Below are 24,632 nucleotides of genomic sequence, written 5' to 3'. Positions count from 1 at the left end.
TCACGTTGTGCATCGAAGGTCTCCTCTCAGACGACAAACGCTACCTGGTCGGTCTTGCGCCGGTAGAATTCTCGCCCATGTCCGCGGACCTGATCGATCTGCCGGCACGCCGGGCCGACTTCGGCAAACCGGGTGTGGACGAGTTCATCCGGCTGCTGGAAACCCTGCATATGCCGGAGCGCGCGGGTTGGGGTGGAATCGCGCGCACTTTCCACGCAGACGCTGGTGGACGTCCTCCACCGCGCATCGGGAGTCCCGGCTCGGTGCCCTCGCCGAACATCCCGAGCCGCGGCCTGTTGTTTCCCGGGGAAATCTTCGGGCGGAGGTCGGAACACTTTTTTCCGGAAAAGGAACGCCACGCCAGTTTCGCGGTGAAATGGCGGTTTTCCGGGGGCGGCGGATTCGGCCGTTTCCAGCCGGTCGTCGCTACTTCGACCTTGCGAAGCCGATCAACGGCTCTCGATGACCGGGTGCTGCTTGTCGTCCGGCACGACCTCGCTGTCCACCACGATCACCCGGCCCGCCCCGTGCGTCGCCATCCGGCGTTCGGCGCGGCGCAGCCAGGCGCGGCGGACGACCGCGCGCGTCGGGGGCAGCAGGAGGAGCAGCCCGGCAAGGTCGCTCAGGAATCCCGGCACCATGATCAGCAGACCGCCGAAGGCGATCAACATGCCGTCGGTGACCTCGTTGTGCGCCGGTCGCCCTGCCCGCACGGTGGCGAGGAACGCGCTCGCGGCGCGGGAACCCTCCCGCCGCGCGAGCCACGATCCGAGGAACGCCCCGGCCAGCAGGAGCGCCAGCGTGCCGAGCACGCCCACGACCGAGCTCACCGCCCAGACCGCGGCGGCCTCGGCGACCAGGTAGAGCAGAAGCACGACAGCCATACCCGGACAACGCGCGACCTGCTCGGTTTGCTCCCCGGGAAGCTACCGGAGATTTTCCAGAAATGCCTTGACCTCGCGCGGGTTCGACAGCCGCAGTTGCCGGGCGCAACGGCCGTGTTCGGCGACCTTCGCCAGTGCGCGTGGTCGCGAATCGCGGCGCCAACGCCAGATCCAGCGCAGGAATTCCAGATCCACGCGTTCGGGGCACCCCGTTGCCTGCCCGTCCTTGCCCCAGCCCTGGACCGTGCGTTTCGCCACCCGGTACAGGCAGTGCCAGCGGGGGAAGTCGAGCAGGACGATGGTGTCGGCGGCGGGCAGCCGGATGTGCAGGCTGCCGCTGTAGTTCCCGTCGATCACCCAGCGGTCCTTGGCGACCAGCGCCCGCTGGGCGGCGTGGAACTTCTCCTCGGGCGCCGCCACCCAGCCCGGTCGCCAGTAGTGCCGGTCGAGGTGGAAGACCGGCAGATCGAGCAGCTTCCCCAGGTGTCGCGAGAACGTCGTCTTGCCCGCGCCGGCGCATCCGAGCACGACCACGCGTTGCATGCCGAACAGCGTAAAGCCGCCTCGATGCGAAAGCCCGAATCGTCGAGTAGACCTACTCAGGACACCCGCTGTGCTCTCCATCACAGTGAAGGCATGACTGCGGGACGGCCTCCGGGCTTCCGCGTTTTCGGCCGGCACTCGGTGGACGTCGCCGGGTACGTCCCGAAGGTTCATCCTCATGGTGCCACTAAGGTGATCTCTCATTATGGCGCCACTTGAAAGAGTCGCGGTCCAGAAAGTGACATCGGGGAACAACCGGGGCGAAACAGCGTGTTGGATCGGGTTGTGACGGTTGAACGGCAAGCCCGCGTGCGCGCCCCGGAACTGTCGGGAGACGTGTGGCTCAACACTGGCGACAGACAGGTCAAGCTGGCCGAACTCCGCGGCAAGGTCGTGCTGCTGGACTTCTGGACCTCGGGCTGCATCAACTGCCTCCATGTGCTGGACGAGTTGCGCCCGCTGGAGGCCGAGTTCGCCGAGGTGCTGGTGACCGTCGGCGTGCACTCCCCGAAGTTCCTCCACGAGGGCGAGGCGTCGGCGATCGAGGCCGCGGTGCGGCGGCACGGCGTACACCATCCCGTGCTCAACGACCCCGATCTCGCGACCTGGCAGCAGTACGCGGTCAAGGCCTGGCCGACGCTGGTGCTCGTCGACCCCGAGGGTTACGTCGTGCATGTGGCCGCGGGTGAGGGGCACGCCGGGGCGCTGCGCCGGGTGATCGCCGAGCAGGTCGCGGTGCACGAGGCGAAGGGGACGCTGCGTCGCGGTGGTAGCCCGTATGTGCTGCCCATCGAGGATCAGCCGGCCACCCTGCGTTTTCCCAGCAAGGCGGTGCGTACCGTCGAAGGCCGCATTCTCGTGGCGGATACCGGCAACCACTCGATCGCCGAATTCGCCTCCGACGGTGAAACCGTCATCCGGCGGTTCGGCAGTGGTGAGCGCGGCTGGGCCGATGGCGCGTTCGACGTCGCGAGGTTCGCCGAGCCGAGCGGTTTGGCGCTGCTGCCCGCCGAGGTCGCCGAGCGGGCCGGATACCACCTGCTGGTCGCCGACACCGCGAGCCACCTGCTGCGCGGCCTCGACCTGCGCACCGGCGAAGTGTCCACAGTGGCCGGTACCGGACAGCAGTGGCGGGACGGCGGAACCGACGGCCCCGCCCGTGAAGTCGACCTGACCAGCCCCTGGGACGTGGCGTGGTGGGAGCCGATGGGCGGGTTTGTCGTGGCGATGGCCGGGAACCACACCCTCGGCCTTTTCGACCCGGTGCGCGGGACGATCTCCCGGTTCGCCGGTACCACGGTCGAAGGCCTGCGCGATGGCAAAGTCGACGAAGCGTTCTTCGCGCAGACTTCCGGGCTGGCGGTGCAGGGCGACCGGCTGTGGCTGGCCGACGCCGAAACGTCCGCCCTGCGGTGGATCGACGCCGACCAGGCGGTGTACACCGCGATCGGCACGGACCTGTTCTCGTTCGGGCACCGGGACGGCGACGCGGCCGACGCCCTGCTGCAACATCCGCTGGGCGTGGCCGTGCTGACCGACGGCACGATCGCGATCGCCGACACCTACAACGGCGCGATCCGGCGCTACGACCCGGAAAGCGGCAAGGTCACCACGATCGCCGACGGACTCGCGGAGCCGTCCGGGCTTCTGGTGACGGAGGAGGCGCTGTTCGTGGTCGAGTCGGCCGCGCACCGGTTGCGGTCGCTGCCCGGCTCGTCCGAAGCATCCCGGCAAGTCACCGGTGACGCCCACGCCGTGCGACGGCCGCCGAGCGTGTTGTCGCCGGGAACCGTCGAACTGTCCGTGGTCTTCACGCCGGCGCCCGGCGAAAAACTCGACGACCGGTACGGCCCGTCGACGCGGCTGGAGATCAGCGCCGCCCCGCCGGAGCTACTGGTGGAAGGCACCGGCACCGGCACCGAACTGAGCCGCACCATCAAGCTCGCCGGCGGCCATCCGGAAGGCGTGCTGCAGATCGTCGCGCAGGCGGCCAGTTGCGACATCGACGCCGAACATCCGGTGTGCCGGGTCACCCGGCAGGACTGGGGCGTCCCGATCCGCGTTTCCGACGACGGGCAGGCCAGGCTGCAACTCGTTCTCGCGGGGGTGTGAGGCCGCTTTCCAGCACGTCCATCGCCTGGTGCAGCAGCGCGACCAGGTCCGGCCCGCCGTCGGGCCGCCAGCACGTGATGGCAGCCCGATGGGCGGCGAAGGCCGTGGCGGCGACTGTGTGTACGTAGATGTCGCCCGTGGGCAGGCCGGTGGGGCGGCGACCGCGGCCTCCTCCATCGAGCGGTTCGTCCGCGCGAGCCGTGGCACGAGTTCGGGGCGTTCACGCAACAGTGTCCGCTCGCGCCAGGTTTCGCTGTCGATCAAGCGGGTATGCCGCGCCGACGGCACTGCCCGCGCACCCGCACCGGTTCGGCGAGCAGCTGCCCATGCTGACCGGCACCGTCCGCGACCCGGGGGCCGAGGTGTCCAGGGCGCGGCCGTGACGGTAACCGACGGGCGGGGCAGGCAGCTCGTGCGCGCGATCACCGGGGACGACGGCCGGTACGCGGTGGCCGGACCGCCCGAGCAGTTCGTCGACGCGGTCGTCTCCGCTCCCGGCATGGCGTCCACGGTGCGGCGGGTGCGGTGCACGAAGGTGCGGCCAAACGTGCGGATTTCGAGCTCACCAGCGGGCGTTCGACCGCCGGTGTGGGCACGTAGCATTGTTCGGGTGTCGGATGCGATGGAAATTCCGGTTCCCAAACTCGAGATACAGATGCTCCACGACCGGGTGCTGGTCCGGCTGTCTCCGGAGGAAGGCGAACGGCGGAGCAGCGGGGGCATCGTGATTCCCGCGACCGCTCAGGTGGCCCGCCGACTGGCGTGGGGTGACGTACTGGGTGTAGGCAGTAACGTGCGAAACGTGAAGGTCTTGGACCGCGTGCTGTTCAACCCGGAGGACCAGCTCGAGGTCGAGGTTCAGGGCGAGGCCTACCTGGTGATGCGGGAACGGGACATTCACGCGGTCGCCTCCGAGCGTACGGAGCACGGGACGGGGTTGTACTTGTAACGTTTGCGGGAGGGGCGAGTGCGGGACGACCAAGGCTGGCCGGACTCGGATGCGGACGAGCCCACGCAACCGATTCCTCGCGTCGACTTGCCGCCGCCGACGCGGTTTCTGGCGCCGCCGGAAGACGAGCTGGCCGAGGAGATCCTCGCCGTCGGTGACGTCGCGCGGCCGGAGCGGTCTCCCGCGAAACGTTTCCTCGGCCGGGCGCTGATGGTCGCCGGTGGGGTGATCGCGCTCGGTGTGGTGCTCTACACGATCGATCTGATGGCCAGCGCGGGGGACGTGCCGCGCGGAGTCGTGGTGGCGGGTGTCGAAGTCGGCGGGCTGAGCCCCGCCGACGCCGAGGCGAAACTGCGCCGGGAACTCGAGCCACGACTGATCCAGCCGGTTCCGGTACTCGCCGGCGATGTCCAGACCGCGCTCGACCCGGTCACCTCCGGGCTCGGCCTCGACTGGGCGTCGACGCTGGCGCAGGCCGGTCACCAGCCGCTCGACCCGTGGACCAGGATCACGTCCTTCTTCGTCAAGCGTTCGGTCGGCTTGGTCACCATGACCGACGACAAGGCGCTCACGGAAGCCATTTCCCAGCTCGCCACGGAGCGGATCAACCACCCACCGACCGAGGGCAGCGTCGGTTTCCAGCCGGTCGCGGGCACCGACGGTGATGTCACCCCCTACGCCGTCGAGCCTCGCGACGGGCAGACGCTCAACGACGTGAAGGGCGCCGCGAACCTGGTCAAGGCGCGTTGGCTGGAGAAGAGCGGGGTGCGGCTGGCCGTGGACCTGACGCCCGTGCTCGCGACTTCGGCGGGCGTCCACAAGACGCTCGATCAGGTGGTCAGGCCGGCGGTGGCGAACCCGGTCGCGCTGCACGGCGACGGCGTGGACGCCCTGCTGAAACCGGCCGCGATCGCCGCGGCGATGCGCTTCACGCCGCGCCCGACCGGGGCGCTGGACGCGACCCTGGACGCGGCGAAGCTCCGGGAAAACCTGCAACCCCAGCTGGTGAGCACCGAGAAAGCCGGCCAGAACGCGCAGCTCGTCTTCACCGACTCGGGACCTACCGTGCGGCCGTCCCAGGACGCTCGCAAGATCGACTGGATGGCCACCTTCACGCCGATGATGTCCGTGCTGACCAGAGCGGACGGCCGCGAGGTCTCGGTGCGATACCAGTCCTCCCGGCCCGAGGTGACCACCGAGGATCTCACCGGGCTCGGCATCAAAGAGGTCGTCGCGGAGTTCACCACGAGCGGGCTTTCCGGTGCGGCGGCCGCGAACGTGCGGACCATGGCGGCCAAGGTGACCGGCGCGGTCGTTCGTCCCGGCCAGACCTTCAGCCTGAACGACCGTAGCGGACCGTGGTCGCAGGCCCAGGGTTTCGTGCCCGCGCCGGCGAACGAGGACGGCACCGGACCGCAGGTGGCCGGCGGCGGGGTTTCCCAGTTCGCGACCACCCTGTACAACGCGGCGTACTACGCGGGGCTGACCGATGCCGGGCACCGCGAGCACGGCTATTACCTGGACCGGTACTCCCCGGGACGGGACGCGAGGTCCTTCTCCGACGACGGTTCCCCGGTCGATCTGCGGTTCACCAACAGCCTGACCGGCGGGGTGGCGATCCAGGCGGTGAGCACGGGACCGACCGTCACCGTGCGGATCTGGGGCACCAGGCAGTTCCGGGTCGAGAGCACCACCAGCGACTGGAGTGACTTCGCGGCCCCGCCGGTGCAGCAGGGCTCCGGCGGTGGCTGCCAGCAGTCCCTGGGCGGTCCGGGGTTCACTGTCACCGACATCCGCATCCGCTATGACCTGGCCACCGGAGCCGAGGTCGGTCGCGAGACCCGGGTGGTGCACTACGAGCCGAAGCCCGCGGTGTTCTGCACCTGATCTTCCGGACAGGGAACGGGCCGGGAAGCGTTGTCGGGTAAACGCTTCCCGGCCCTGGCTGGGTCAGCGCGTCAGTCGGTTACGGCCGTACATACCTGCCACGAGGGAGACACCGATGGCCGCGAGGACGACCTGGGTGATGAGCTCGAGCCAGTCGAACCCGGGCGTGTTGGCGTAGCCGACGCCACGGGCGATGGCCGTGCCGATGAACGCGGCGACGATGCCGACCAGCATGGTCAGCCAGATGGGGATCGCCTGCTTCCCGGGTACGACCAGGCGTCCCAGCGCGCCGATGATCAAACCGACGATGAGCGCCGTGATGATTCCCGTGATGGTCATCGAAATCTCCTTTGGTTGCTGGAGGTCATTGGAATACCGCTTGTCCGTCCGGCCAAAACGCGAAGCTTCTATATCTGTTGACGGGTATATAAGCGATGCGCGATATTTGCTGCGTGGACGCGTTCGAAGCGGTGGCCGAGCCGCATCGCAGGGCGCTGCTGGATCTGCTCGCCGACGGTGAGCGGCCTGCCGGCGAACTGGTCGCGAGCCTGCCCGGGCTCACCCAGCCCGAAGGCTCCCGGCATCCGCGAATCCTGCGGGAGGCCGGGCTGGTCGAGGTCCGGCCCGACGGGCAGCGCCGGATCTACGCCCTCCGTGCCGACGGCCTGGCCGAGATCGCCGGATGGCTCGGCCGGTACCGCGGGTACTGGGCGGCCTGAGCGCTGAACGCACCAAGGCCACCTCGGGGCGTTCACCCGCGAGGTGGCCTTGATTGGTTGCCCGATCAGAAGGCGGCTTCGGGGACCTCCATGAGGTCGTTGTCCGCGGAGGCAACGATCGCGCGGCGCGCCGTCAGCTCCGGGAGAACCGTCTTCGCGAAGAACGAGGCGACCGCGACCTTGCCCTCGTAGAAGGCCTTGTCCTTCGCCGGGACATCGCCGTCGAGCTTGCTCAGCGCGATCTCCGACTGGCGCAGCAGCTGCCAGCCGACCAGCAGGTCACCCGTTGACATCAGCAGCCGCACGGTGTGCTGGCCGACCTTGTACATGTTCTTCGGGTCATCCTGGGACGCGGTCAGGTAGCCGATCATCGTGCCCAGCATGCCCTGCACGTCCTCCAGGGCCTGCTTGAGCAGCTGACGCTCGTTCTTCAGCGCGCGAGAAGCCTCGGATGCCGTGTCTTCCACGAACTCGGTGATCTCCCCGGCCAGGTAGGCAAGCGCCTGGCCCTTGTCCCGGACGATCTTCCGGAAGAAGAAGTCCATGGACTGGATGGCCGTGGTGCCCTCGTACAGCGAGTCGATCTTCGAGTCGCGGATGTACTGCTCGACCGGGTAGTCCTGCAGGAAGCCGGAGCCGCCGAGGGTCTGCAGTGACTGCACGAGCTGCTCGGTCGCACGCTCGGAGCCGACGCCCTTGACGATCGGCAGCAGCATGTCGTTGACCCGCTCGGCCAGCTTCAGCGACTCCTCGTCGCCGTCCTGCGTCCACACCTGGTCCTGGAAGGACGCCGTGTAGAGGTACACCGCACGCAGCCCCTCGGCGTAGGCCTTCTGCAGCATGAGCGAGCGGCGGACGTCCGGGTGGTGGGTGATGGTGACCCGGGGCGCGGTCTTGTCCAGCATCTGGGTCAGGTCCGCACCCTGCACGCGCTCCTTGGCGTACTCCAGGGCGTTGAGGTAGCCGGTGGACAGCGTGGCGATCGCCTTGGTGCCGACCATCATCCGGGCGTACTCGATGACCTGGAACATCTGCGCGATGCCGTCGTGCACGTCGCCGAGCAGCCAGCCCTTGGCCGGCACGCCGTGCTGGCCGAAGGTCAGCTCGCAGGTGGTCGAGGCCTTCAGGCCCATCTTGTGCTCGACTCCGGTGACGAAGGCGCCGTTGCGCTCGCCGAGTTCACCGGTCTCGGTGTCGAAGTGGAACTTCGGGACCAGGAACAGCGACAGGCCCTTGGTGCCGGCCTTGGCTTCGATGCCGGGGCTCTCGGGGCGGGCCAGTACCAGGTGCATGATGTTCTCGGTCATGTCCTGGTCGCCGGAGGTGATGAAGCGTTTCACGCCCTCCAGGTGCCAGGATCCGTCTTCCTGCCGGACGGCCTTGGTGCGGCCGGCACCCACGTCCGAGCCGGCGTCCGGCTCGGTGAGCACCATGGTGGCGCCCCAGGCCCGCTCGATCATGATGTGTGCCCAGCGCTTCTGCTCCTCGTTGCCGTTGCGGTCGAGGATGCCGGCGAAGCTCGGGCCGGCCATGTACATGAACAGCGCGGGGTTTGCTCCGAGGATCAGCTCGGAGGCCGCCCAGCACACGGTCGGCGGGAGGCCGAAGCCGCCCAGCTCGTTGTTCAGACCGAGCCGCCACCATTCGCCGTCCCGCAGCGCTCGGTAGCTCTTCTTGAAGGACTCCGGCAGGGTCGCGGAGAAGGTCTTGGGGTCGTAGACCGGCGGGTTACGGTCCGCGTCGGCGAAGGACTCGGCGAGCGGTCCCACGGCAAGGGTGTTCAGCTCGGCGAGCACGCCGCGCACGGTCTCCTCGTCGGACTCCGCCAGCACCCCCTTGCCAAGGCGGTTCTGGACGCCGAGGACCTCGAAGAGGTTGAACTCCAGGTCCCGGACGTTGCTCCTGTAGTGGCCCATGTCGTCGCTCCGTTGTCGTCGGGTTTCCGGCTGGGCGCGTGTCGTCCCCCTACTGGCCGGTAACATGAGGATATTACCTGCCGGTAACCTGGGCAAGTGAAATTTGTTCGGCTGTGATGAAGGAGTGCCCGCACGGGCAGCCCGGAAGGGTCAGCGTGTCGGGTATTCGGTCAGTCCCGGTGGGGGTGCGTGTCCCGGCGCGCGCTCCGGGCTGTCGTCGGGCTGGGCGATGAGGATCCCCGCCCGAAACGCGATCGTTACCGCATGCGTGCGATCTCGCGCGGAAAGCTTGCGGAGGATGCTCTTCACGTGGGTACGGACGGTCTCCGTCGACAGGTAGAGGATCTTGGCGATCGCCGCGTTCTCCAGGCCCTCCGCGACCAACTGGAGGACCTGGTACTCCCGGCGCGACAACGGCATCCGCGGCCGTTTCCCGGGCAGGCCCGGCTCTCCCGAGCGCAGCCCGGACCGGCCGGGCGGCACCGCGAGTGGCGCCAGTGACGGGTCGACATACCGCCGGTCCAGATAAGCCCGCCGAATCGCTTCGATCAGCCTGCGCGGCTCGACGGACCGGGGCACGACGGCGTGCGCGCCCAGCGACAGCGCGCCGTTGAGGAAGCCGGGGGTGCGGTGGACCTCCCGGATCAGCACGATGACCAGCAGTGCCGGATCGCCGCTGACCAGCAACTTGGTCAGGTGACCGTGTGGGTCGAGGCCGGTGTCGATCAGTACGACGTCCGGACGAACCTGCTCGGCCAGTTGGAGGGCGGCATGCGGGTTCGCGGCGTACCCGGCCCAGTGCATGCCCGGGGTGCGCTGGACGAGTGCCGACAGGCCGTCGCGGAAGATCGGGACCGGGTCGATGGCCGCGACGCCGAGGCTTCGACCGGTCCCCGCGGCCTGGGGAGCCTTCCCTGGATCATTACTGTGCGTCATCACGGCTCCGTCCCGGCGCGGTCAAACCTGGCTGCGAGGCCAGCCGGGGCGGTTCCCTCCCTGGACGGCCCGCCCGGGCTCCTCCGGCGTCGCCAATCCGATCCTCCCTGCTAGGACCGGCCAGGTGTGACACCAAGTCCATTGTGTGACTAACCCGCGCGGGGTGCGTGACCAGGGTCCTTCAAAGTCGAAAAAAAGACTACTCAGAGTATGTATGCTGACGCAGGGCAGCGAACTCCTCGGCCAGTGTGGCCACGGTCCAGTGCGCGTTGAGGCCGCTGGGGTGTCAGATTGTTCCCATCACATCATACTTAAAGTGACAACGAAATTACACTTCGTAGTGTTGCAGGTCGGGCGCGCGATGCGCAGGAGAGCCCACAGGGAGGTGACATGTTGAACTGGAGAGAGGTGGGGGTCTCAGGAGCCCGAGTCTGACCCCCGCTGGTGGGACAACGTACCAACTGGGCTCGAAGACCCTGAGAAGCCATGGCGCGCATTATTACGGAACGCGTGAGGCAACCTCGGCCACCATCCCGACGAAGGATAAGCAGTTCCATGTGCGGATCGGCTCGAAAGACCGGACTTCGGGTGGTGAGGAAGCAGCCACCGTTACCAACATAGTGGTAAATCCCGGTTGGCACTGGGGAGCGGGAGCACCTAGCGCCGAGGTTGACGACATCGCGCTTCTTGAGCTTGACCACCTGGTGGACGCGCAAACCATTCAGATAGCCAGCACGGCGGCCCGACCTGGTGATGCGGTCAAGCTCTTGGGATGGGGCGACACTGAACCGGACTCGACGAGCGCGAACCTGCCTACCCAGTTACAGCAGATCGATACCAAGATCGTGAGTAAGGCCAAGTGCGCGGACGAGGCCATCTCCGCCAAGGAGATATGCACCGGTAACCCGAGCGGGACCGACGGCCCGTGCTACGGCGATTCGGCGGACCGGCCGTGACGCTCGTTGACGGCGTGGCACAACTCGTCGGCAGCACCAGCGGGGGGGCCAGTACTGCGGTGTCACCCCCGACATCTACACGGGTGAGCCCGACTTTCGGACCTGGATTTACGATACGGCGCGCGGCGCACCGGCCGCGTAAGGCTTAAGAAGAGAGTGGCAAATAGTCGCGTTGTGGGGGTGGTGAAGTTGCTTGACTTTATCACCCCTACAAGGTGTTCATGATCGAGATTTCCGGTGACACGCTCGGTAGAGGTCAACTACCCGAAAAGACCTGGCACGCCGGTCGTTTTTTGACTTACGGTTCATAAAGCCTTGAGGGAAAGGGGCCGTTGTGGGGAGCGAGCGAGGCTTATTCGTTACGTTGGATGGGCCAAGTGGGGTAGGGAAAACGACCGTGGCCGCGCTCCTGCACGAGCTGTTGACGGCCAGGGGCACTCCGGCTCGCCTCACGTCGACGCCGTCCAGCTCGGCGATCGGCAAACTGGCGCGCGGTCACACCTTTGAGCTTCATGGGCATGAGTTGACATGCCTGGTGGCTGCTGACCGCTATCACCACTACCGGACGACCATTCATCCCGCGCTTCACGAGGGTATGACCGTGGTCTGTGACCGGTTCATGCCCTCGTCATTGGTTTTTGATCAGCAAGACGAGGTAGAGCGTAGGTACGTCTGGTCACTCTATGAGTGCCTGCCATCTCCTGACATCGCGTTCATCTTGCAGGGTCCGCCCGAGCAGTGCGCTGAGCGCGCGGCGGCCCGTGGCACCTATAGCCGGTTTCACGACACGAGCGAGGAACACAGTCGGCAGGAGTGCGGAATGTTCCAAGATGCCGCGCATTTCCTGAAGCTTGTTGGCTATCCCGTATATGAGCACGAGATTGGTGCAAATTCTGCCGAAGCCGTAACCAACGATTTACTGAACGTAATTGCTGAACGAAACGAGGGGCGAGCATGAAGGTGGCTTTGTTATATCCCGAGGTTTACGACATGGCCCGATTCAAAGAGCAGCGCAAAGAGTTTCCACCGTTTGGCGTCCTGTATCTCGCGGCCGTAATCGAGCAGGCGGGGCACCTGGTTTCGATTGAGAAAGTCACGCCACGGCAAACCGAGCTGGACCTTCTCGAATACGACGCAGTGGGCTTTAGCCTGGCGTCTTCGGCGACCTACGGGTTCATGCGAGAAGCCCGGCTTCGGGCGGCGATTCGAGACGACGCCTTGGTGATGGTCGGCGGGGTGCATTGCAATTTCTATCCAGTCGAAAGCCTGCGGGACTTCCGGGCTCACGTTGCGACCGATGGCGAGTCCGAAGAGACCATCTTGGAAATTCTCGGCCGTGCTGAGGAGAAGCGCTTTAACGGGGTCAGTGGTGTGCTGTGGCTTCAGGACGGCGAAGTAATGTGTGAGCCAGCGCGCCCACTCATGCGCAATATCGATGACTTACCGCTACCGGCTCGGCATCTCCTTCCGGTCGAAGATTTCGTCATTCCAGATCGGTTGGCCGGTAGAGAAATGCGCATGGCTCACGTCATGTTCAGCCGCGGTTGTCCATTCCCGTGTAGCTTCTGCGCCGCCGGCCAAACTCGCATTCAATACCGGAGCGGTGCCAGTGCGCGGAAGGAGCTGCGTCACCTGGTTGATGCCTATGGCATTGAGGGATTCGCCATCGTTGACGATAACTTTATCGTCAACAAGAACAAGGTTGGCGACATATGCGAGCACATCGAGGACCTGGGGCTGCTGTGGTCGGCACTCTCTCGGGTGGACACCATCGATGAGGCGCTGCTTGGCAAGATGGCGCGCGCAGGCTGCATTGAGATCAAGTACGGCATGGAGTCCGGCAGCGAACCGCTTTTGAAGGCCATGCGCAAGAACACGAAGCAGGAGCAGATTAAGCGAGCTATCTATGCCACCGCTGAGGCAGGCATTGAGGCCAAGGTCTTCATCATCCACGGTTTCCCTGGCGAAAATATGGAGACAACCGAAGCAACCATGAACTTGCTCGGCGAACTCGGCTCGGCGCTGTCGCGCGTGTCGCTCTTCCGATTTGTCCCGCTGCCGGGTACCCAGGTCTATGACCAGCCCGACCTTTACCGCATCCGGGGAACCCACTCGCAGCCAGACTGGGACGGCGATTGGTCTAAATTCCACATTCACCACAATGACCGGCATTGGTGGGGGACGGACGAGCAACGGAAAGAGACCGAGGCCGCATACAAGCGGCTTCGAGATTTTGTCGAGGCCACCTGGAACCGGCAAGGCTAACCACGAGCCAACAGAAACCCATGTTAGCCTAACCGCATGGTTTGTGTACCTGCAGTCTCGGGGGTTTTCGAGCTTGATGATGCGCGGGCGCGTCAGCTGTGGAACTGGGTTCTTGGCCGACAGGGGTTGGCCGACCACCGGAAATTCAGTTCTGTTGCCGACATCGCCCAGGCGTCGCTCGGCCTTCACGCCGCCCGCTTACCCTCGCCATTTGCGACGGTGCTGGCGCGGAGTAAAACGCCGGATGTCGCGCTTAGTATCTTTAGCTCTGATTCGCGCGAACTGGTTACCACGATTCGGTGTATGCGAAAAACTCTGCATACCTTGCCATTACCGTTAGCGGCAGCCGCTCACGCCGCCACACTGCATTTTAGGGAGCGAGACGCACTCAGGGCTATCACAAACGCTGGGATAAGCCCTCGCTTGGTCCTGCGGGCTGTCGATGCCATTAGCGGGATACTCGTAGACGGGCCGCTCTTTCATCGCGAGATTGAGGAGCGGCTGACGGGACCACGGCGCCCTGTGGCGACGGTTAGACTTGCTCTAAAGCTGGCTTGGGAGCGCGGCAGCTTGAGCTACGTCAATGACTCCTTGGGCTGGAACCGTGAGTACCGCATGTTCGGGCTTACCAAGGCCCTGTATCCCGAGCTGGACATGACGGTGGACCGCGCCAAGGCGACGGGCGAGCTGGTGCGCGAGTACTTCGAGCGGTACGGGCCGGCCACCCTCAAAGACGTCATGTGGTGGTCGGCGCTATCGCGTACGGCCGTTGTGACAGCGTTGGCCGAGTCAGGTCGAGACTGGGTTGAGATGCGAACGGAGTGGTGTGACGCTCCGTTATATATGTACCGCGATCGACTGGCGGAGTTCGAGGCGTCCGAGCAGCAAGAGCGCGTGACCGGCCTGAACTTCTTGGCCCATGAAGACGTGGCTCTCAAGGCATACTTCGAGTCGCGGCGGCGCTATCTCGGTGCGTTGCCAGCGCAGCGCGCGTTCAACCAGATAGGTGAGGTCTTGCCGACGATCGTGCAGGACGGCCAAGTGGTCGGCACATGGAGTTGGGACGTTGCCAAGCGAAGGGTCACTACCTCGATCGCGAGGGGCTACGGCTCGGCCGAGTTGTCGCGAGAGGTCCCAAGACACAGGGAGCGCCTTACCGAGGCACTTCGGGCCGGTTGGGTTGAACCGCTCGCCGATGGCCCCTCCGCGATTCAACGATGATCAGCTCACCCTCAGCCTGTAGCCCTCACACGCACTCGGTGTAAGCCCGGGCGTCGCCCAAGGTGACAGAGTCGAGGTTATGCGGGTCAATGCCCGGCTCCTGGTGGGTGTAGTGCTAACGTCCTCGCATCCTGACGGAGTACCGGCCCTTTGCGAGAGGTTGCGACATGCTTCCTTTGAGGCAAGCTTCGGCACTTGAAGACATCCAGCGCTACGTAGCTGAGATGGAAGACGAGCGGGGCTTTAGCTCACGGGACGTACTCCACCAGTCGCTATTGCTCGGTGAAGAGGTTGGCGAGCTGTTCAAGGCCATCCGCAAGCATCAAAACATGCGGACCGGAACAACCTCGATCATCGGCAGTGTTGACGAAGAGCTGGCTGACGTACTGATCTACCTGTGCGCCATCGCCAACCGCCTCGGCATAAGCCTTGAGGACGCTCTGAGGAAGAAAGAAGCGGTCAACGAGACACGCTCCTGGGTCTAGCCGCCGACAGCAGTGCCGGCCCGACCGCCTTTGGCCTAAGCTCCGCCTCGCTCGTGCTTAAGGGCTATTGACCGACGCGATACCATCTGTCTTACCAGCGATAAAGTCAGCCAGCCACGGCTCAAAAACCTTCTCGGACAACCTCAGCCTTAAAGCCGAATTATCGTTGTCGACGTAATCTTCGGTGACTACCCCACCACTACGCTCAATGAACGGATGCACGATCCGAAACTGCCGGTCTATACCGGGCGCTCGTTCTTCGTCTGTATCACTGATGCGGGCATATGGAGATACCCGAGGTGTTTGAAGTTCTTCCCTTCTATAGTTATGGGTTGCTCTGTATAGTTATACTATGCATGCAGTCTTAGGGCACTCGAGGCCGCTCGGATTGGGCAGGACCCACACCTGCGCGCAGCCGATCGGCTCCGCCTGGCGGCCCACCCGAGCCGTGGGGCGCTCGAAAGCCGTGCGGTAGGCGGCGATCCCGACTACGGCGAGCCATCGCGGCCGGTACCGGGCGACCTTCCGTGCCAACGCCACGCCGCCTTCGCGTAGCTCCGCGCGGCTCAGCTCATCGGCCCGCGCGGTCGCCCTCGCCACGAGGTTGGTGATGCCGAGGCCGTAGTCGAGGAGTTGGGCCTGCTCGCTCGGGTGGAGACGCCTGGGCGTGAACCCCGAAGCATGCAACGCCGGCCAGAAGCGGTTTCCCGGCCGGGCGAAGTGGCAGCCAGTGGCGCCGGAGTAGAGGCTGGGGTTGATCCGCAGAACAGCACCCGCAAGCCCGGCGCGAGTACATCGGGGATGGTCGCGTCACGTGCGGCCGCGAGCTTGGAGGCGTCCATGAGTGGCCGGATCCCAGCCATCGCGATCGACTGCCGGGACGCCGATGCGCTGGCTTCGTTCTGGTGCGGCACTGGGGTACCGCCTGGTCAAGCGGTTCACCGACGCCAACGGCGTGGAGTACGTCGAGATCGGGGCAGACGGCGGCGGATTAGTGCTCCTTTTCCAACCTGTCCCGGAAGGCAAGGTAGCGAAGAACCGGCTGCACCTGGACCTGGCTCCGACCGGGGGAAGCCAGGCCGACGAGGTGTGCCGCCTCGTCGGCCTGGGCGCGAGGCAACTGGCGGACGATCCGGAATTCCCGTGGATCGTTCTCGCCGACCCCGAGGGAAACGAATTCTGCGTCCTCCCCGCCCGGTAACCCGGTGATTCGGGTGAAGGTGGCAAATTAACCGGAGAACGCGTACGCTTTGTGATCTGTCACACAAGCACGACGCCAAAGGAGGCGACGTGGAGATCGCGCTCGTCGTCGGGCTCGTCCTGCTGCTCTTCATCGCGGCCGCGGCAACGGTCGCGTGGGAGGATCGGCGAGCCGCACGACGGCAGGCGGCGCGGCGGGCGGCCAGGCTGGCGCGGCTGGGCGAGCAGGACGGTCTTCCGCCGAACCGCTTCCCCCTGGACCGGTGACGTGTAGCGCCAGGAACAAGGCGCCCGCCAGCCAGCCGAGCGTGGCGCCGCCCGTGTTGTTCAGCAGATCGTCCACGTCGAAGATCCGGTACTGAAACGGCGCGGTGCCCCAGTTCGCGGTCAGTTGGGTCGCTTCGACGAGCAGCGAACAGGCAAAGCCGAGCAGTGCCGTGCCCACGAACCCTCGTTTGAACAACACGCGCGCCAAGATTCCCAGCGGCACGAACAACAGCACGTTCAGCGTGGCGCCCTGGAACGCCGGTGTGGCGTAGGCGTGCACCCACGAAAGCCCTTGTGTTCGCAACTCTCTGTGCACGTCGTCGATCCATTGGACCGGCACGAGCTGAATGGTTTGCGTGGGCCGCGGCGTCGTCGGGCCGGGCAGCGGGAGGAACACGGCGGCCGCCACCAGGCAGCCGTACAGCAGTACCGCGCCGCTCGCGACCACCCTCCTGATCTGCGCTTTCGTCATGGTTCACCAAGGTATGGACCAGTGCGCGCCGCCGGATCGGTCGAAGGGCTACCCCATGTCGGCCACTTGGCCGGTCATCCGGCGTTTCCGCACAGGCCGCCTTTCGGACCTGGTGATCGCCTTCCTACGTTGGCAAGATCCTGCGACGTATGCGCCACATCGGAGGAAAAATGAAGTTTTCACCGCGACGCGTAGTAACGGTCGCCACCGTCGCGCTCGCTTCCTGCGCGGTCGCCGTCGGGCCCGCGTCCGCGCACGGGATCGACCCGACCACGGACGTCCGGCTGATCGCCATCAACGACTTCCACGGAAACCTCGAACCCCCGTCGGGCTCCTCGGGGCGGGTCACGCTGCCGGACGGAACCACGGTCGACGCCGGTGGCGCCGCCTACCTCGCGACGCACGTCAAGCAGCTGGAGGCGCAGGCGCGCAACTCACTGGTGGTCTCCGCGGGCGACAACATCGGGGCGTCTCCGCTGACCTCGGCGCTGTTCCACGACGAGCCGACCATCGACTTCCTCAACGATCTCGGCGTGGCGGCCTCCGTCGTCGGCAACCACGAGTTCGACGAGGGGTACCGGGAGCTGCGGCGCATGCAGTTCGGCGGCTGTCACCCGACCGACGGCTGCCAGTTCTCCAGCTCCTTCTCCGGCGCGAAATTCCCGTTCCTCGGCGCCAACGTCACCTTCGACAACGGGCTGCCCGCGCTGTTGCCGTTCACCGTCAAGTTCTCCGGCGGCGTCCCGATCGGCATCATCGGCGCGACGCTGAAGGATCTGCCCACCGTCGTCACCCCGTCGGCCATCGAGGGCCTGAAGTTCGGCGACGAGACCGAGGCGATCAACCGGACCTCGGGCTGGCTGGACCGGCTCGGGGTGCCCACCCAGATCGTGCTGATGCACCAGGGCGACAACACCGAGGGCGGTGGTCCGGACGACTGCCGGCTCAGGCCCGGCCCGGCCGCGGCGATCGCGGCGAAGGTGTCGCCGAGTGTCGACGCGATCTTCACCGGACACAGCCACCAGCAGTACGACTGCGTGATCAACGACCCGGCGGGCAACCCACGCACGGTGATCCAGGGGGCGTCGTTCGGGCGGTTGCTGTCGGTCATCGATCTGAAGATCGACCGGCGGACCCGGGACGTGGTCCGCTCGGCGACCACGGCGCACAACGAGGTCGTCACCCGGGACGTCACCCCTGATCCGGCGGTGGCCAAGCTGGTCGACGAGGCCAGGACGAAGGCCGCGCCGATCGCGAACAAGCAGGTCGGCACGATCACCGCGGACCTCAAGGCGGCGGGTGTGGCGTCCGGCGAGTCGCCACTCGGGGACGTGATCGCCGACGGGCAGTTGGCGGCGACCAAGACGAACGGCGCGCAGATCGCGATCACCAACCCGGGCGGTATCCGGGCCGATCTCACCTACGCGTCTTCACCGAACGGAGAGGGCGACGGTGTGGTGACCTACGGCGAGGCGTTCACCGTGCAGCCCTTCTCCAACATCATGCAGACCATCACGCTGACCGGAGCGAACCTGAAGAACGTGCTCGAGCAGCAGTGGACCGCCACCGGACCCAGGATCCTGCAGATCTCCTCGAGCCTGCACTACACGTATTCGGCCGCTGCTCCGATCGGGTCCAAGGTGCAGACCATTACGGTGAACGGCACACCGGTGGATCCGAATGTCACCTACCGTGTCTCGGTCAACAATTTCCTCGCCGCTGGCGGGGACGGCTTCACCGAGTTCACCAAGGGCACGGGGCTCACCGGCGGACCGGTCGACCTGGACGCCTTCGCCGCCTACCTGGGCGCTCATTCGCCCGTCGCGCCACCTCCCGCCGACCGCATCACCGTGGTCGCCTGAGGCGGACCCGTGGCCGGCTTCCCCGATTTCTTCCAGTTCTTTCGAGGGAAGCCGGCCGCTCAATTCACTGAGACCGGGCTGTGTCCGGACTCGGGTAAAGCTCTTCCGAATACTGGCGAGAGCCGACCGCCGGAACTTTTCGCCGAGCCCGTAGAACTGTCGGAAACGCGTGATCACGTGGCCCTCGACGCAGCGAACGCGACCGTTCTGCCAGGGTCACCACCGGCGATCGGACAAATCGTCCCAGCAGGTTCAGCGTGTTCTGCGACTTCGCGCCGAGGTCGAGGATTTCCGGCCAGTCCAGCCGGCAAGCGGGCGAAATGGGCGCCGAAAGGAAGAATATCCGGCTCGATTTCCTCGTCCTTCCGGGCACACAGAGCGAGCGTCTTGGTCCGGTTGAGCGAAGTTCACGTCATAGCCGTATTGATCGCTCAAGCCGAGCCTCTTATCAGACGACAAGACCTGGTGTGACGGAGGTGAATGGGGTGTCACTACCGTGGGGTGACGCCGGCCTGCTCCGGGTACACGAGTCGATCGCGGAAATGCTCGCGTCACGGGGGGACTGGCGGCGCGCCTACGAGCATCTGCGCATCGCGTTCGACCTGGCTTGTGCCGGGTCCGCCGCGATTCCCGAGCAGTTGCGGCGTGAGGTCGATCGCTTGCGCCGAGAGCAGGAGCAGGTGCGCGAGGAAAGTCTCCGCGACGCGCTCACCGCGGTGTACAACCGCCGGTATCTCGATCGACGGCTGGCGGACCTGCTCTCCGACGCGCGTACCCCGACCGCGGTCGCGCTGGCCGACATCGATCTGTTCAAAGCGGTTAACGACACGTTCGGTCACCTTGTCGGGGACCAGGTCCTGCGCCGGGTCGCCGCGCTGCTGCGGGAAGATCTCCCGGCGAACGGCTTCTGCGCGCGCTATGGTGGCGAGGAATTCATGCTCGTGCTGCCCGGCGTTTCCGCCAGTGCCGCGCTGTGCATCGCCGAGCGGGCTCGGACGCGCGTGGCCGAACATCCCTGGTCAGCGGTGTGCTCTGGCCTCGCGGTGACGATCAGTGTGGGGATCGCACTGGACCAGGGCGAGGGCCCGCGGCAGTTGGGTGAGGCGGATCGGCTGCTCTACGCCGCCAAGCACGGCGGGCGCAATCGGGTCGCCTATCGCGAGCGCGAGGCCGTCAGGCTCATCGAATACCGTCCGTAGTTATCGGCGCGGCCTTCTCCCTATTTGCCTGGTTTCAAGTTCACCCAGTTCGTCGCTTGGGCACCTTTCTCGCACGCTATGTAAAAAATCGTGGGAGGGTGTCGTCAGGAAGGGCAGGTATCCGTACCATAACGGTGCTCGCCACACTGGCGATCAATGTCGAGGCGGCCGATCCCGCCCGAAACGAGTGAGAGGAGACCGGGTGCCAGACGACCGTTCGGCCGGGCCCGGTCCCCGTGGAGACGCCGGACCACCGAGAGCTCGGCGCCGGCGTTCGGCCGACACTCCAGGTGGGATCAGCGTCGCGGACGTCATCGCCCAGCGCACGGGCGTGCGCCCGAAGTTCGATGTCAGGACGCCTTCTGGCAACGCACACGGCGTGGAGGAGTCGGACGCGCCCGAGAACAGGCCGCGTGACCCGCACCCGTCGATGCCGCCGGAGGTCCGCGGGCCGGTGCCGGCTGAGCCTCGCCGTCGTGAGCCCAGACCGCCCGAGCCTCCCGTCCAGCGCCGCCAGGGCACGCCACCGCCCTCGAACCGTTCGCCGCGTCAGGCACCGCCTCCGCAGCCGCCGCAGCGTCGGCCGCTGCCCGAGCCTCCGGCCGAAGGAACACCTCCGCCGGGCCCCTCCAGACGGATGGCGACAGAGCCGGCCACCCCGCCCAGGAAACCCGCGCCACCGGTCCCGCAGGCCCAGGCCACCCGGAGTGCCCCGGCCGGGCGTGACGTTCCGCCCCCGCGGCCCGCCGCTCCGCCCCAGCAGGCCGCTCCGCAGCGGCCGGCCGCCCCACCGCCACCCCGGCGCCGTCCGGTTTCGCTCGAAGACCGGCTCACCATGACCGACGAGCTGGAGCCGATCGACGACAGCACCAAGGTCCGCCGGAAGATCGACAACACGTTGGCCAGGTTCTCCGCGGCGCATGATGAGCTCGAAGCCGAAGAAGCCCGGCGCAAGCAGCGTTTCGAGCGCTTCGCCCGCCCCGCGCAGTTGCTCGAGCAGACCATGACCCGGCTGCAACGGGTCGTCACGCGCAACGGCGAAGTGGAAGAACCCGAGTCGGACGAGGCCGCGCCGCAGACCCGCCTGCAGGAGAAGAAGGCGCGCCGTATCGAGCGGTCGCTGAAGATCGGCCGGATCAGTGCCGTCGTACTCGCCGTGCTGATCTTCCTGGGCATCGGTACCGCCTGGGGTGCGAAGACCTGGTTCAACAGCAAGTTCACGCAGGTGGCCGCGCTCGACGAGAACTCGGCGGACATCCAGGACGCGCCGGCCCAGAACGGCGACGAGAACTTTCTGATCGCCGGGTCCGACACCCGCGCCGGCGCCACCGCCGAGGAGAACGTCGGCAACGCCGCCGAGGTCCAGGGTGCCCGCTCGGACACCGTCATGCTCGCCCACATTCCCGCCGACCGGCAGCGGGCCGTGGTCATCTCGTTCCCGCGCGACCTGGAGATCTCCCGGCCTGCCTGTAACCGCTTCGACTCCGCCAAGAACGACTACACAAGCGAGATCGTGCCTGCCGAGACCAAGGTCAAGCTGAACACCGCGTACGCGCTCGGCGGCCCGCGCTGCCTGACCAAGTGGATGCAGCAACTGACCGGCATGAGGATCAACCATTTCGTGGGGATCGACTTCGGCGGGTTCAAGGACATGGTGGACGCGGTGCAGGGGGTCACCGTGCACGTCGACAAGCCGATGAAGGACACCGTGCTCGGCATGGTGATCGCGCAGACGGGAGACGTGACGATCTCCGGCGACCAGGCGCTGAGCTTCGTCAGGGCTCGGCACGTGGTCGGCGACCTGACCTCCGACTACGGCCGCATCAAGCGACAGCAGGAGTTCATCAAGGCGCTGATGCAGAAGGTCATGTCGCGCGGGGTGATGACCAGTCCCGCCCAGCTGTCGGGTTTCGTGACGGCGTTCGCCAAGGCGACCTTCGGCGACAACATCGGCGTCGACCAGATGCTCACGCTGGCCCAGTCGATGAAGGGCCTCGACCCGAGCAAGGTCAACTTCATGACCGTGCCCACCACGGGAGAGTCGAACAGCCGGGGCAACGAAGTTCTCCTGGACAGCAAGGCGAAGGCGGTCTTCCAGGCGCTCATCGAGAACACCGTGCTGCCGGGAACCACCCAGACGCCGGCGAACTCGCCCAGCTCGCAGGCCGGTTCCAGCGGCAAGAAGACCACTCAGTCCGACCAGTAGATCGTTTGTCCCGGGTTCATATCCGGTTCACCGGCGGATGCGGCGAATGGCTGATCCGGGCCGTAGAGTACGGACATGCGCGAGGCATACCACGTCGAACTCGAAGAACTGGCCGGGAATCTGGCGAGCATGTCCGTCCAGGTGGCCACCGCCATGGAGCGGGCCACGAAGGCGCTCCTGGACGCCGACCTGGGACTGGCCGAACAGGTGATCGGGGACGACGCCAAGGTCGACGACGCGCGGGCCGCGTGTGAGGAGCAGGCGTACGCCCTGCTGGCGCTACAGGCGCCGGTGGCCACGGACCTGCGCACGGTACTCGCGGTGATCCACGCCGCGGAAAGCCTGGAGCGGATGGGTGATCTCGCCCTGCACGTGGCGAAGGCGGCGCGGCGGCGCCACCCGCACCACGTCGTGCCTGAGCCCGTTCGCCCGTTCTTCGCGGAGCTGGGTGAGGTGGACGTCACGCTCGCCCTGCGGGCGCAAGAGGTGATCAAGTCCAGGGACGTCGACGCGGCCCGCTCGATCGAGTCCGACGATGACCGCGTGGACGACATTCACCGCCACCTGTTCAGCGTGATCATGGACAAGGATTGGCGGTACGGGGTTCCGGCCGCGGTGGACGTGACCCTGCTTGGGAGGTTCTACGAGCGCTACGCCGACCACGCCGTCTCGGTGGCGCGGCGGATGGTGTTCGTGGCGACCGGCAAGATGCCGGGTTACGGCTCGGACGAGAACATCTGACCGCCTGCACGACCCGATGCGCTGGTGTAGCGCGTTCATCCCGGCATCCAGATCGGCTGCGGTTTCCGCGGCCGACCGCAGTTCGGCGGCGAAATCCTCCGGGGCGCCGCCGTATCTTGTAGAACAGCTTGTGCTCCATGGCGGCCCAGAAGTCCATCGCGATCGTGCGCATCTGGATCTCCACCTTGACCCGCTCCACCCGGTCGGACAGGAAGACCGGGATCCGCACGGTCAGGTGCAGGCTGCGGTAGCCGTCCAGTTCTGCACACGAACGGGGGTGTTTGTTGCTCCCGACCCACGTCGAACACAGCCCCCGGCGTTCGCCGCCGGGGTCCGCGTTCATGCAGTTGATGGGTTCCCCTCTGCGGCACCCCCCACCGGCCGGCTTGCCTTCCGCATCGTTCGTGGGCGGCGACGACCGATCGGAGAGACGTGATCCTGTCACTCACCAAAGCCCGAAGGCCGTGCGCTACCGCAGGACATCGAGCGGACGTGGACCGAACTCGGGCGGATACGCCCTGAACTGGGTCGATGACCTGTGCGGGCTCACAGCTGCTCGTACTCCACCACAACGTCGTAGATGGCCGGGTTTGGTGCGACCACACCCGGCACCGGCTGGTGATGTGCTCGATGGGATCGTGCTGGTGCGCGAAGTCGAACTCCTCGGAGGAGGATCTTGAGTTTCGTCATCAGCTCGTCGATCGCGAACTTGTGCACCATCAGGCCACGGGCGAGCACGAGCGTATCGACAGGGCTTGCCCCAGGAACCGTCACGCGCTCCAGCCCTACCCAGCGTTCTTGCTGGTCGAGCGGGTAGCTCCGACGACAGCGGCGCCACCGCGAGACCGGCCGGGAGCGGCTACGGCGAAAGTCGGCCGGTGCCGGTCCGCACGACCCAGGCATGGCGACCCGTCTGGGGGCAAGCTTCCAGACGGTGGTGGGCAGCCTTCCACCGGTGCCCTCCACGTGAACCGAAACCACGGCGCTGACGCCACGGGGAGGCCCTCCGGACCAGTGTCCCAGGTTCCAAAGGCTCAGCCGAAGCGACCGGAAATGTAGTCCTCGGTGGCCTTCTCGTTGGGGTTGGAGAAGATCTTTTCGGTCTCGTCGAGCTCGACGAGCCTGCCCGGCTGGCCGACGCCGGCGAGGTTGAAGAAGGCCGTCTGATCGGAGACCCGCGCTGCCTGCTGCATGTTGTGGGTCACGATGACGATGGTGTAGTCCTTCTTCAGCTCGCCGATCAAATCCTCGATGGCGAGCGTGGAGATCGGGTCCAGTGCCGAGCATGGCTCGTCCATCAGCAGCACGTCCGGTCGCACGGCGATCGCCCGCGCGATGCACAGCCGCTGCTGCTGACCACCGGACAGCCCGCCGCCCGGCTTGTTCAGCCGGTCCTTGACCTCGTTCCACAGGTTCGCGCCGCGCAGGGCCCGCTCGGCGATTTCGTCGAGCTGTTTCCGGTTCTTGCTGCCCGCCAGCCGCAGCCCGGCCACCACGTTGTCCCGGATGGACATCGTGGGGAACGGGTTGGGTCGCTGGAACACCATGCCGATGGTCCGCCGCACCTGCACCGGGTCGACGCCGGGCGAATAGATGTTCTCCCCGTCGAGCAGCACCTCGCCGTCGACCCTCGCCCCGGGGATGACCTCGTGCATCCGGTTCAGGGTGCGCAGCACGGTCGACTTGCCGCAGCCGGACGGACCGATGAACGCGGTCACGTTCCGTGGCGGCACCGACAGGGTCACGCTGTCCACCGCATGGAACTTGCCGTAGTAGATGTCGAGGTCCTTGACGTCGATTCGCTTAGCCATC

At 66.2% G+C, this 24,632-nt stretch carries 23 protein-coding genes and 3 pseudogenes; 14 read left to right on the top strand and 12 right to left on the bottom strand.

Going from position 1 to position 24,632, the window contains the following annotated elements; all coding sequences use genetic code 11:
- Positions 1-26: 26 nt before the first annotated feature.
- The 3 genes from VJT49_RS14435 to VJT49_RS14425 form a co-directional block, all read right to left on the bottom strand.
- Positions 27-215 (bottom strand): hypothetical protein, encoded by a 189-nt coding sequence (locus tag VJT49_RS14435; protein WP_324165300.1) that lies wholly within the window; start codon positions 213-215, stop codon positions 27-29.
- Between the two features lie 234 nt (positions 216-449).
- Positions 450-884, bottom strand: a complete 435-nt coding sequence (locus VJT49_RS14430; protein ID WP_324165299.1) for an FxsA family protein — start codon at positions 882-884, stop codon at positions 450-452.
- Positions 885-926: 42 nt separating this feature from the next.
- The gene (locus VJT49_RS14425) at positions 927-1,427 is read right to left on the bottom strand and encodes a DNA topology modulation protein FlaR (protein WP_324165298.1); all 501 of its coding nucleotides are present in this window, start codon (positions 1,425-1,427) and stop codon (positions 927-929) included.
- Between the two features lie 309 nt (positions 1,428-1,736).
- Here VJT49_RS14425 and VJT49_RS14420 point away from each other — a divergent pair, with 309 nt between their 5' ends.
- Positions 1,737-3,539, top strand: coding sequence for an NHL domain-containing thioredoxin family protein (locus VJT49_RS14420; protein ID WP_324165341.1), 1,803 nt, complete (start codon positions 1,737-1,739; stop codon positions 3,537-3,539).
- Here VJT49_RS14420 and VJT49_RS14415 read toward each other — a convergent pair.
- Positions 3,457-3,684 (bottom strand): hypothetical protein, encoded by a 228-nt coding sequence (locus VJT49_RS14415; RefSeq protein ID WP_414635959.1) that lies wholly within the window; start codon positions 3,682-3,684, stop codon positions 3,457-3,459. The genes VJT49_RS14420 and VJT49_RS14415 overlap by 83 nt on opposite strands.
- Before the next feature lie 477 nt (positions 3,685-4,161).
- Here VJT49_RS14415 and VJT49_RS14410 point away from each other — a divergent pair, with 477 nt between their 5' ends.
- Both VJT49_RS14410 and VJT49_RS14405 read left to right on the top strand, forming a co-directional pair.
- Positions 4,162-4,488 (top strand): co-chaperone GroES, encoded by a 327-nt coding sequence (locus tag VJT49_RS14410; protein ID WP_324165339.1) that lies wholly within the window; start codon positions 4,162-4,164, stop codon positions 4,486-4,488.
- 18 nt (positions 4,489-4,506) lie between these two features.
- Entirely contained in the window at positions 4,507-6,375 is a 1,869-nt protein-coding gene (locus VJT49_RS14405; protein WP_324165297.1) for a VanW family protein, read from the top strand.
- 63 nt (positions 6,376-6,438) lie between these two features.
- Here VJT49_RS14405 and VJT49_RS14400 read toward each other — a convergent pair whose 3' ends face one another.
- Complete coding sequence (locus VJT49_RS14400) at positions 6,439-6,714, bottom strand: GlsB/YeaQ/YmgE family stress response membrane protein (protein ID WP_324165296.1); 276 nt, start codon at positions 6,712-6,714, stop codon at positions 6,439-6,441.
- A 113-nt stretch (positions 6,715-6,827) separates the two neighbouring features.
- Between VJT49_RS14400 and VJT49_RS14395 the strand changes: the two genes are divergently transcribed.
- Positions 6,828-7,094 (top strand): metalloregulator ArsR/SmtB family transcription factor, encoded by a 267-nt coding sequence (locus VJT49_RS14395; protein WP_324165295.1) that lies wholly within the window; start codon positions 6,828-6,830, stop codon positions 7,092-7,094.
- Positions 7,095-7,159: 65 nt separating this feature from the next.
- On the opposite strand, the gene VJT49_RS14390 is transcribed toward VJT49_RS14395, so the two are convergent.
- Together VJT49_RS14390 and VJT49_RS14385 are read right to left on the bottom strand one after the other, a co-directional pair.
- Positions 7,160-9,010: an acyl-CoA dehydrogenase gene (locus VJT49_RS14390; protein ID WP_324165294.1), complete on the bottom strand. Its 1,851-nt coding sequence runs from the start codon at positions 9,008-9,010 to the stop codon at positions 7,160-7,162.
- Positions 9,011-9,160: 150 nt separating this feature from the next.
- Entirely contained in the window at positions 9,161-9,946 is a 786-nt protein-coding gene (locus tag VJT49_RS14385) for a response regulator transcription factor (RefSeq protein WP_324165293.1), read from the bottom strand.
- Positions 9,947-10,344: 398 nt separating this feature from the next.
- Between VJT49_RS14385 and VJT49_RS14380 the strand changes: the two genes are divergently transcribed.
- The 5 genes from VJT49_RS14380 to VJT49_RS14360 all read left to right on the top strand — a co-directional run bounded on the left by VJT49_RS14380 (position 10,345) and on the right by VJT49_RS14360 (position 14,873).
- A complete protein-coding gene (locus VJT49_RS14380; protein ID WP_414635958.1) occupies positions 10,345-10,902 on the top strand; it encodes a S1 family peptidase in 558 nt (185 codons plus the stop codon).
- A 334-nt stretch (positions 10,903-11,236) separates the two neighbouring features.
- Positions 11,237-11,860 carry a dTMP kinase gene (gene tmk, locus VJT49_RS14375; protein WP_324165291.1) on the top strand — a complete coding sequence of 208 codons (624 nt, stop codon included), beginning with the start codon at positions 11,237-11,239 and terminating at the stop codon, positions 11,858-11,860.
- Positions 11,857-13,167: a B12-binding domain-containing radical SAM protein gene (locus tag VJT49_RS14370; RefSeq protein ID WP_324165290.1), complete on the top strand. Its 1,311-nt coding sequence runs from the start codon at positions 11,857-11,859 to the stop codon at positions 13,165-13,167. The genes tmk and VJT49_RS14370 overlap by 4 nt, the downstream gene beginning before the upstream one ends.
- A 36-nt stretch (positions 13,168-13,203) precedes the next feature.
- Complete coding sequence (locus VJT49_RS14365; protein WP_324165289.1) at positions 13,204-14,388, top strand: DNA glycosylase AlkZ-like family protein; 1,185 nt, start codon at positions 13,204-13,206, stop codon at positions 14,386-14,388.
- A 167-nt stretch (positions 14,389-14,555) separates the two neighbouring features.
- Positions 14,556-14,873, top strand: a complete 318-nt coding sequence (locus tag VJT49_RS14360) for a MazG nucleotide pyrophosphohydrolase domain-containing protein (protein WP_324165288.1) — start codon at positions 14,556-14,558, stop codon at positions 14,871-14,873.
- A 345-nt stretch (positions 14,874-15,218) separates the two neighbouring features.
- On the opposite strand, the pseudogene mug reads toward VJT49_RS14360, so the two are convergent.
- Positions 15,219-15,715, bottom strand: a pseudogene (gene mug / locus VJT49_RS14355) (G/U mismatch-specific DNA glycosylase).
- Positions 15,716-15,759: 44 nt separating this feature from the next.
- Here mug and VJT49_RS14350 point away from each other — a divergent pair.
- Positions 15,760-16,074: a VOC family protein gene (locus tag VJT49_RS14350; RefSeq protein ID WP_324165287.1), complete on the top strand. Its 315-nt coding sequence runs from the start codon at positions 15,760-15,762 to the stop codon at positions 16,072-16,074.
- A 129-nt stretch (positions 16,075-16,203) separates the two neighbouring features.
- Here VJT49_RS14350 and VJT49_RS14345 read toward each other — a convergent pair whose 3' ends face one another.
- Positions 16,204-16,812 (bottom strand): VanZ family protein, encoded by a 609-nt coding sequence (locus tag VJT49_RS14345; protein ID WP_324165286.1) that lies wholly within the window; start codon positions 16,810-16,812, stop codon positions 16,204-16,206.
- A 170-nt stretch (positions 16,813-16,982) separates the two neighbouring features.
- Here VJT49_RS14345 and VJT49_RS14340 point away from each other — a divergent pair, with 170 nt between their 5' ends.
- From VJT49_RS14340 to phoU, 4 genes are all read left to right on the top strand, one after another.
- Complete coding sequence (locus tag VJT49_RS14340) at positions 16,983-18,674, top strand: bifunctional metallophosphatase/5'-nucleotidase (protein ID WP_324165285.1); 1,692 nt, start codon at positions 16,983-16,985, stop codon at positions 18,672-18,674.
- A 467-nt stretch (positions 18,675-19,141) separates the two neighbouring features.
- Positions 19,142-19,873, top strand: coding sequence for a GGDEF domain-containing protein (locus VJT49_RS14335; protein ID WP_324165284.1), 732 nt, complete (start codon positions 19,142-19,144; stop codon positions 19,871-19,873).
- Between the two features lie 835 nt (positions 19,874-20,708).
- Positions 20,709-22,079 (top strand): LCP family protein, encoded by a 1,371-nt coding sequence (locus tag VJT49_RS14330; protein WP_324165338.1) that lies wholly within the window; start codon positions 20,709-20,711, stop codon positions 22,077-22,079.
- Positions 22,080-22,154: 75 nt separating this feature from the next.
- A complete protein-coding gene (gene phoU / locus VJT49_RS14325) occupies positions 22,155-22,820 on the top strand; it encodes a phosphate signaling complex protein PhoU (RefSeq protein WP_324165283.1) in 666 nt (221 codons plus the stop codon).
- 15 nt (positions 22,821-22,835) lie between these two features.
- On the opposite strand, the pseudogene VJT49_RS14320 reads toward phoU, so the two are convergent.
- The 3 genes and pseudogenes from VJT49_RS14320 to pstB form a co-directional block, all read right to left on the bottom strand.
- Positions 22,836-23,076 (bottom strand): annotated as a pseudogene (locus tag VJT49_RS14320) (GTP pyrophosphokinase); the annotation flags it as partial.
- Positions 23,077-23,427: 351 nt separating this feature from the next.
- Positions 23,428-23,558, bottom strand: a pseudogene (locus VJT49_RS35240) (GTP pyrophosphokinase family protein); the annotation flags it as partial.
- A 296-nt stretch (positions 23,559-23,854) separates the two neighbouring features.
- On the bottom strand, positions 23,855-24,631 hold the full coding sequence (gene pstB / locus VJT49_RS14310) for a phosphate ABC transporter ATP-binding protein PstB (protein ID WP_324165282.1): 777 nt from the start codon (positions 24,629-24,631) through the stop codon (positions 23,855-23,857).
- Between the last annotated feature and the right edge of the window lies 1 nt (position 24,632).

The organism is Amycolatopsis sp. (assembly GCF_035276945.1).
Taxonomy (GTDB): Bacteria; Actinomycetota; Actinomycetes; order Mycobacteriales; family Pseudonocardiaceae; genus Amycolatopsis_E.
Note: the sequence above shows the minus strand (reverse complement) of the source record. Positions and strands in the feature narration are given on the sequence as shown.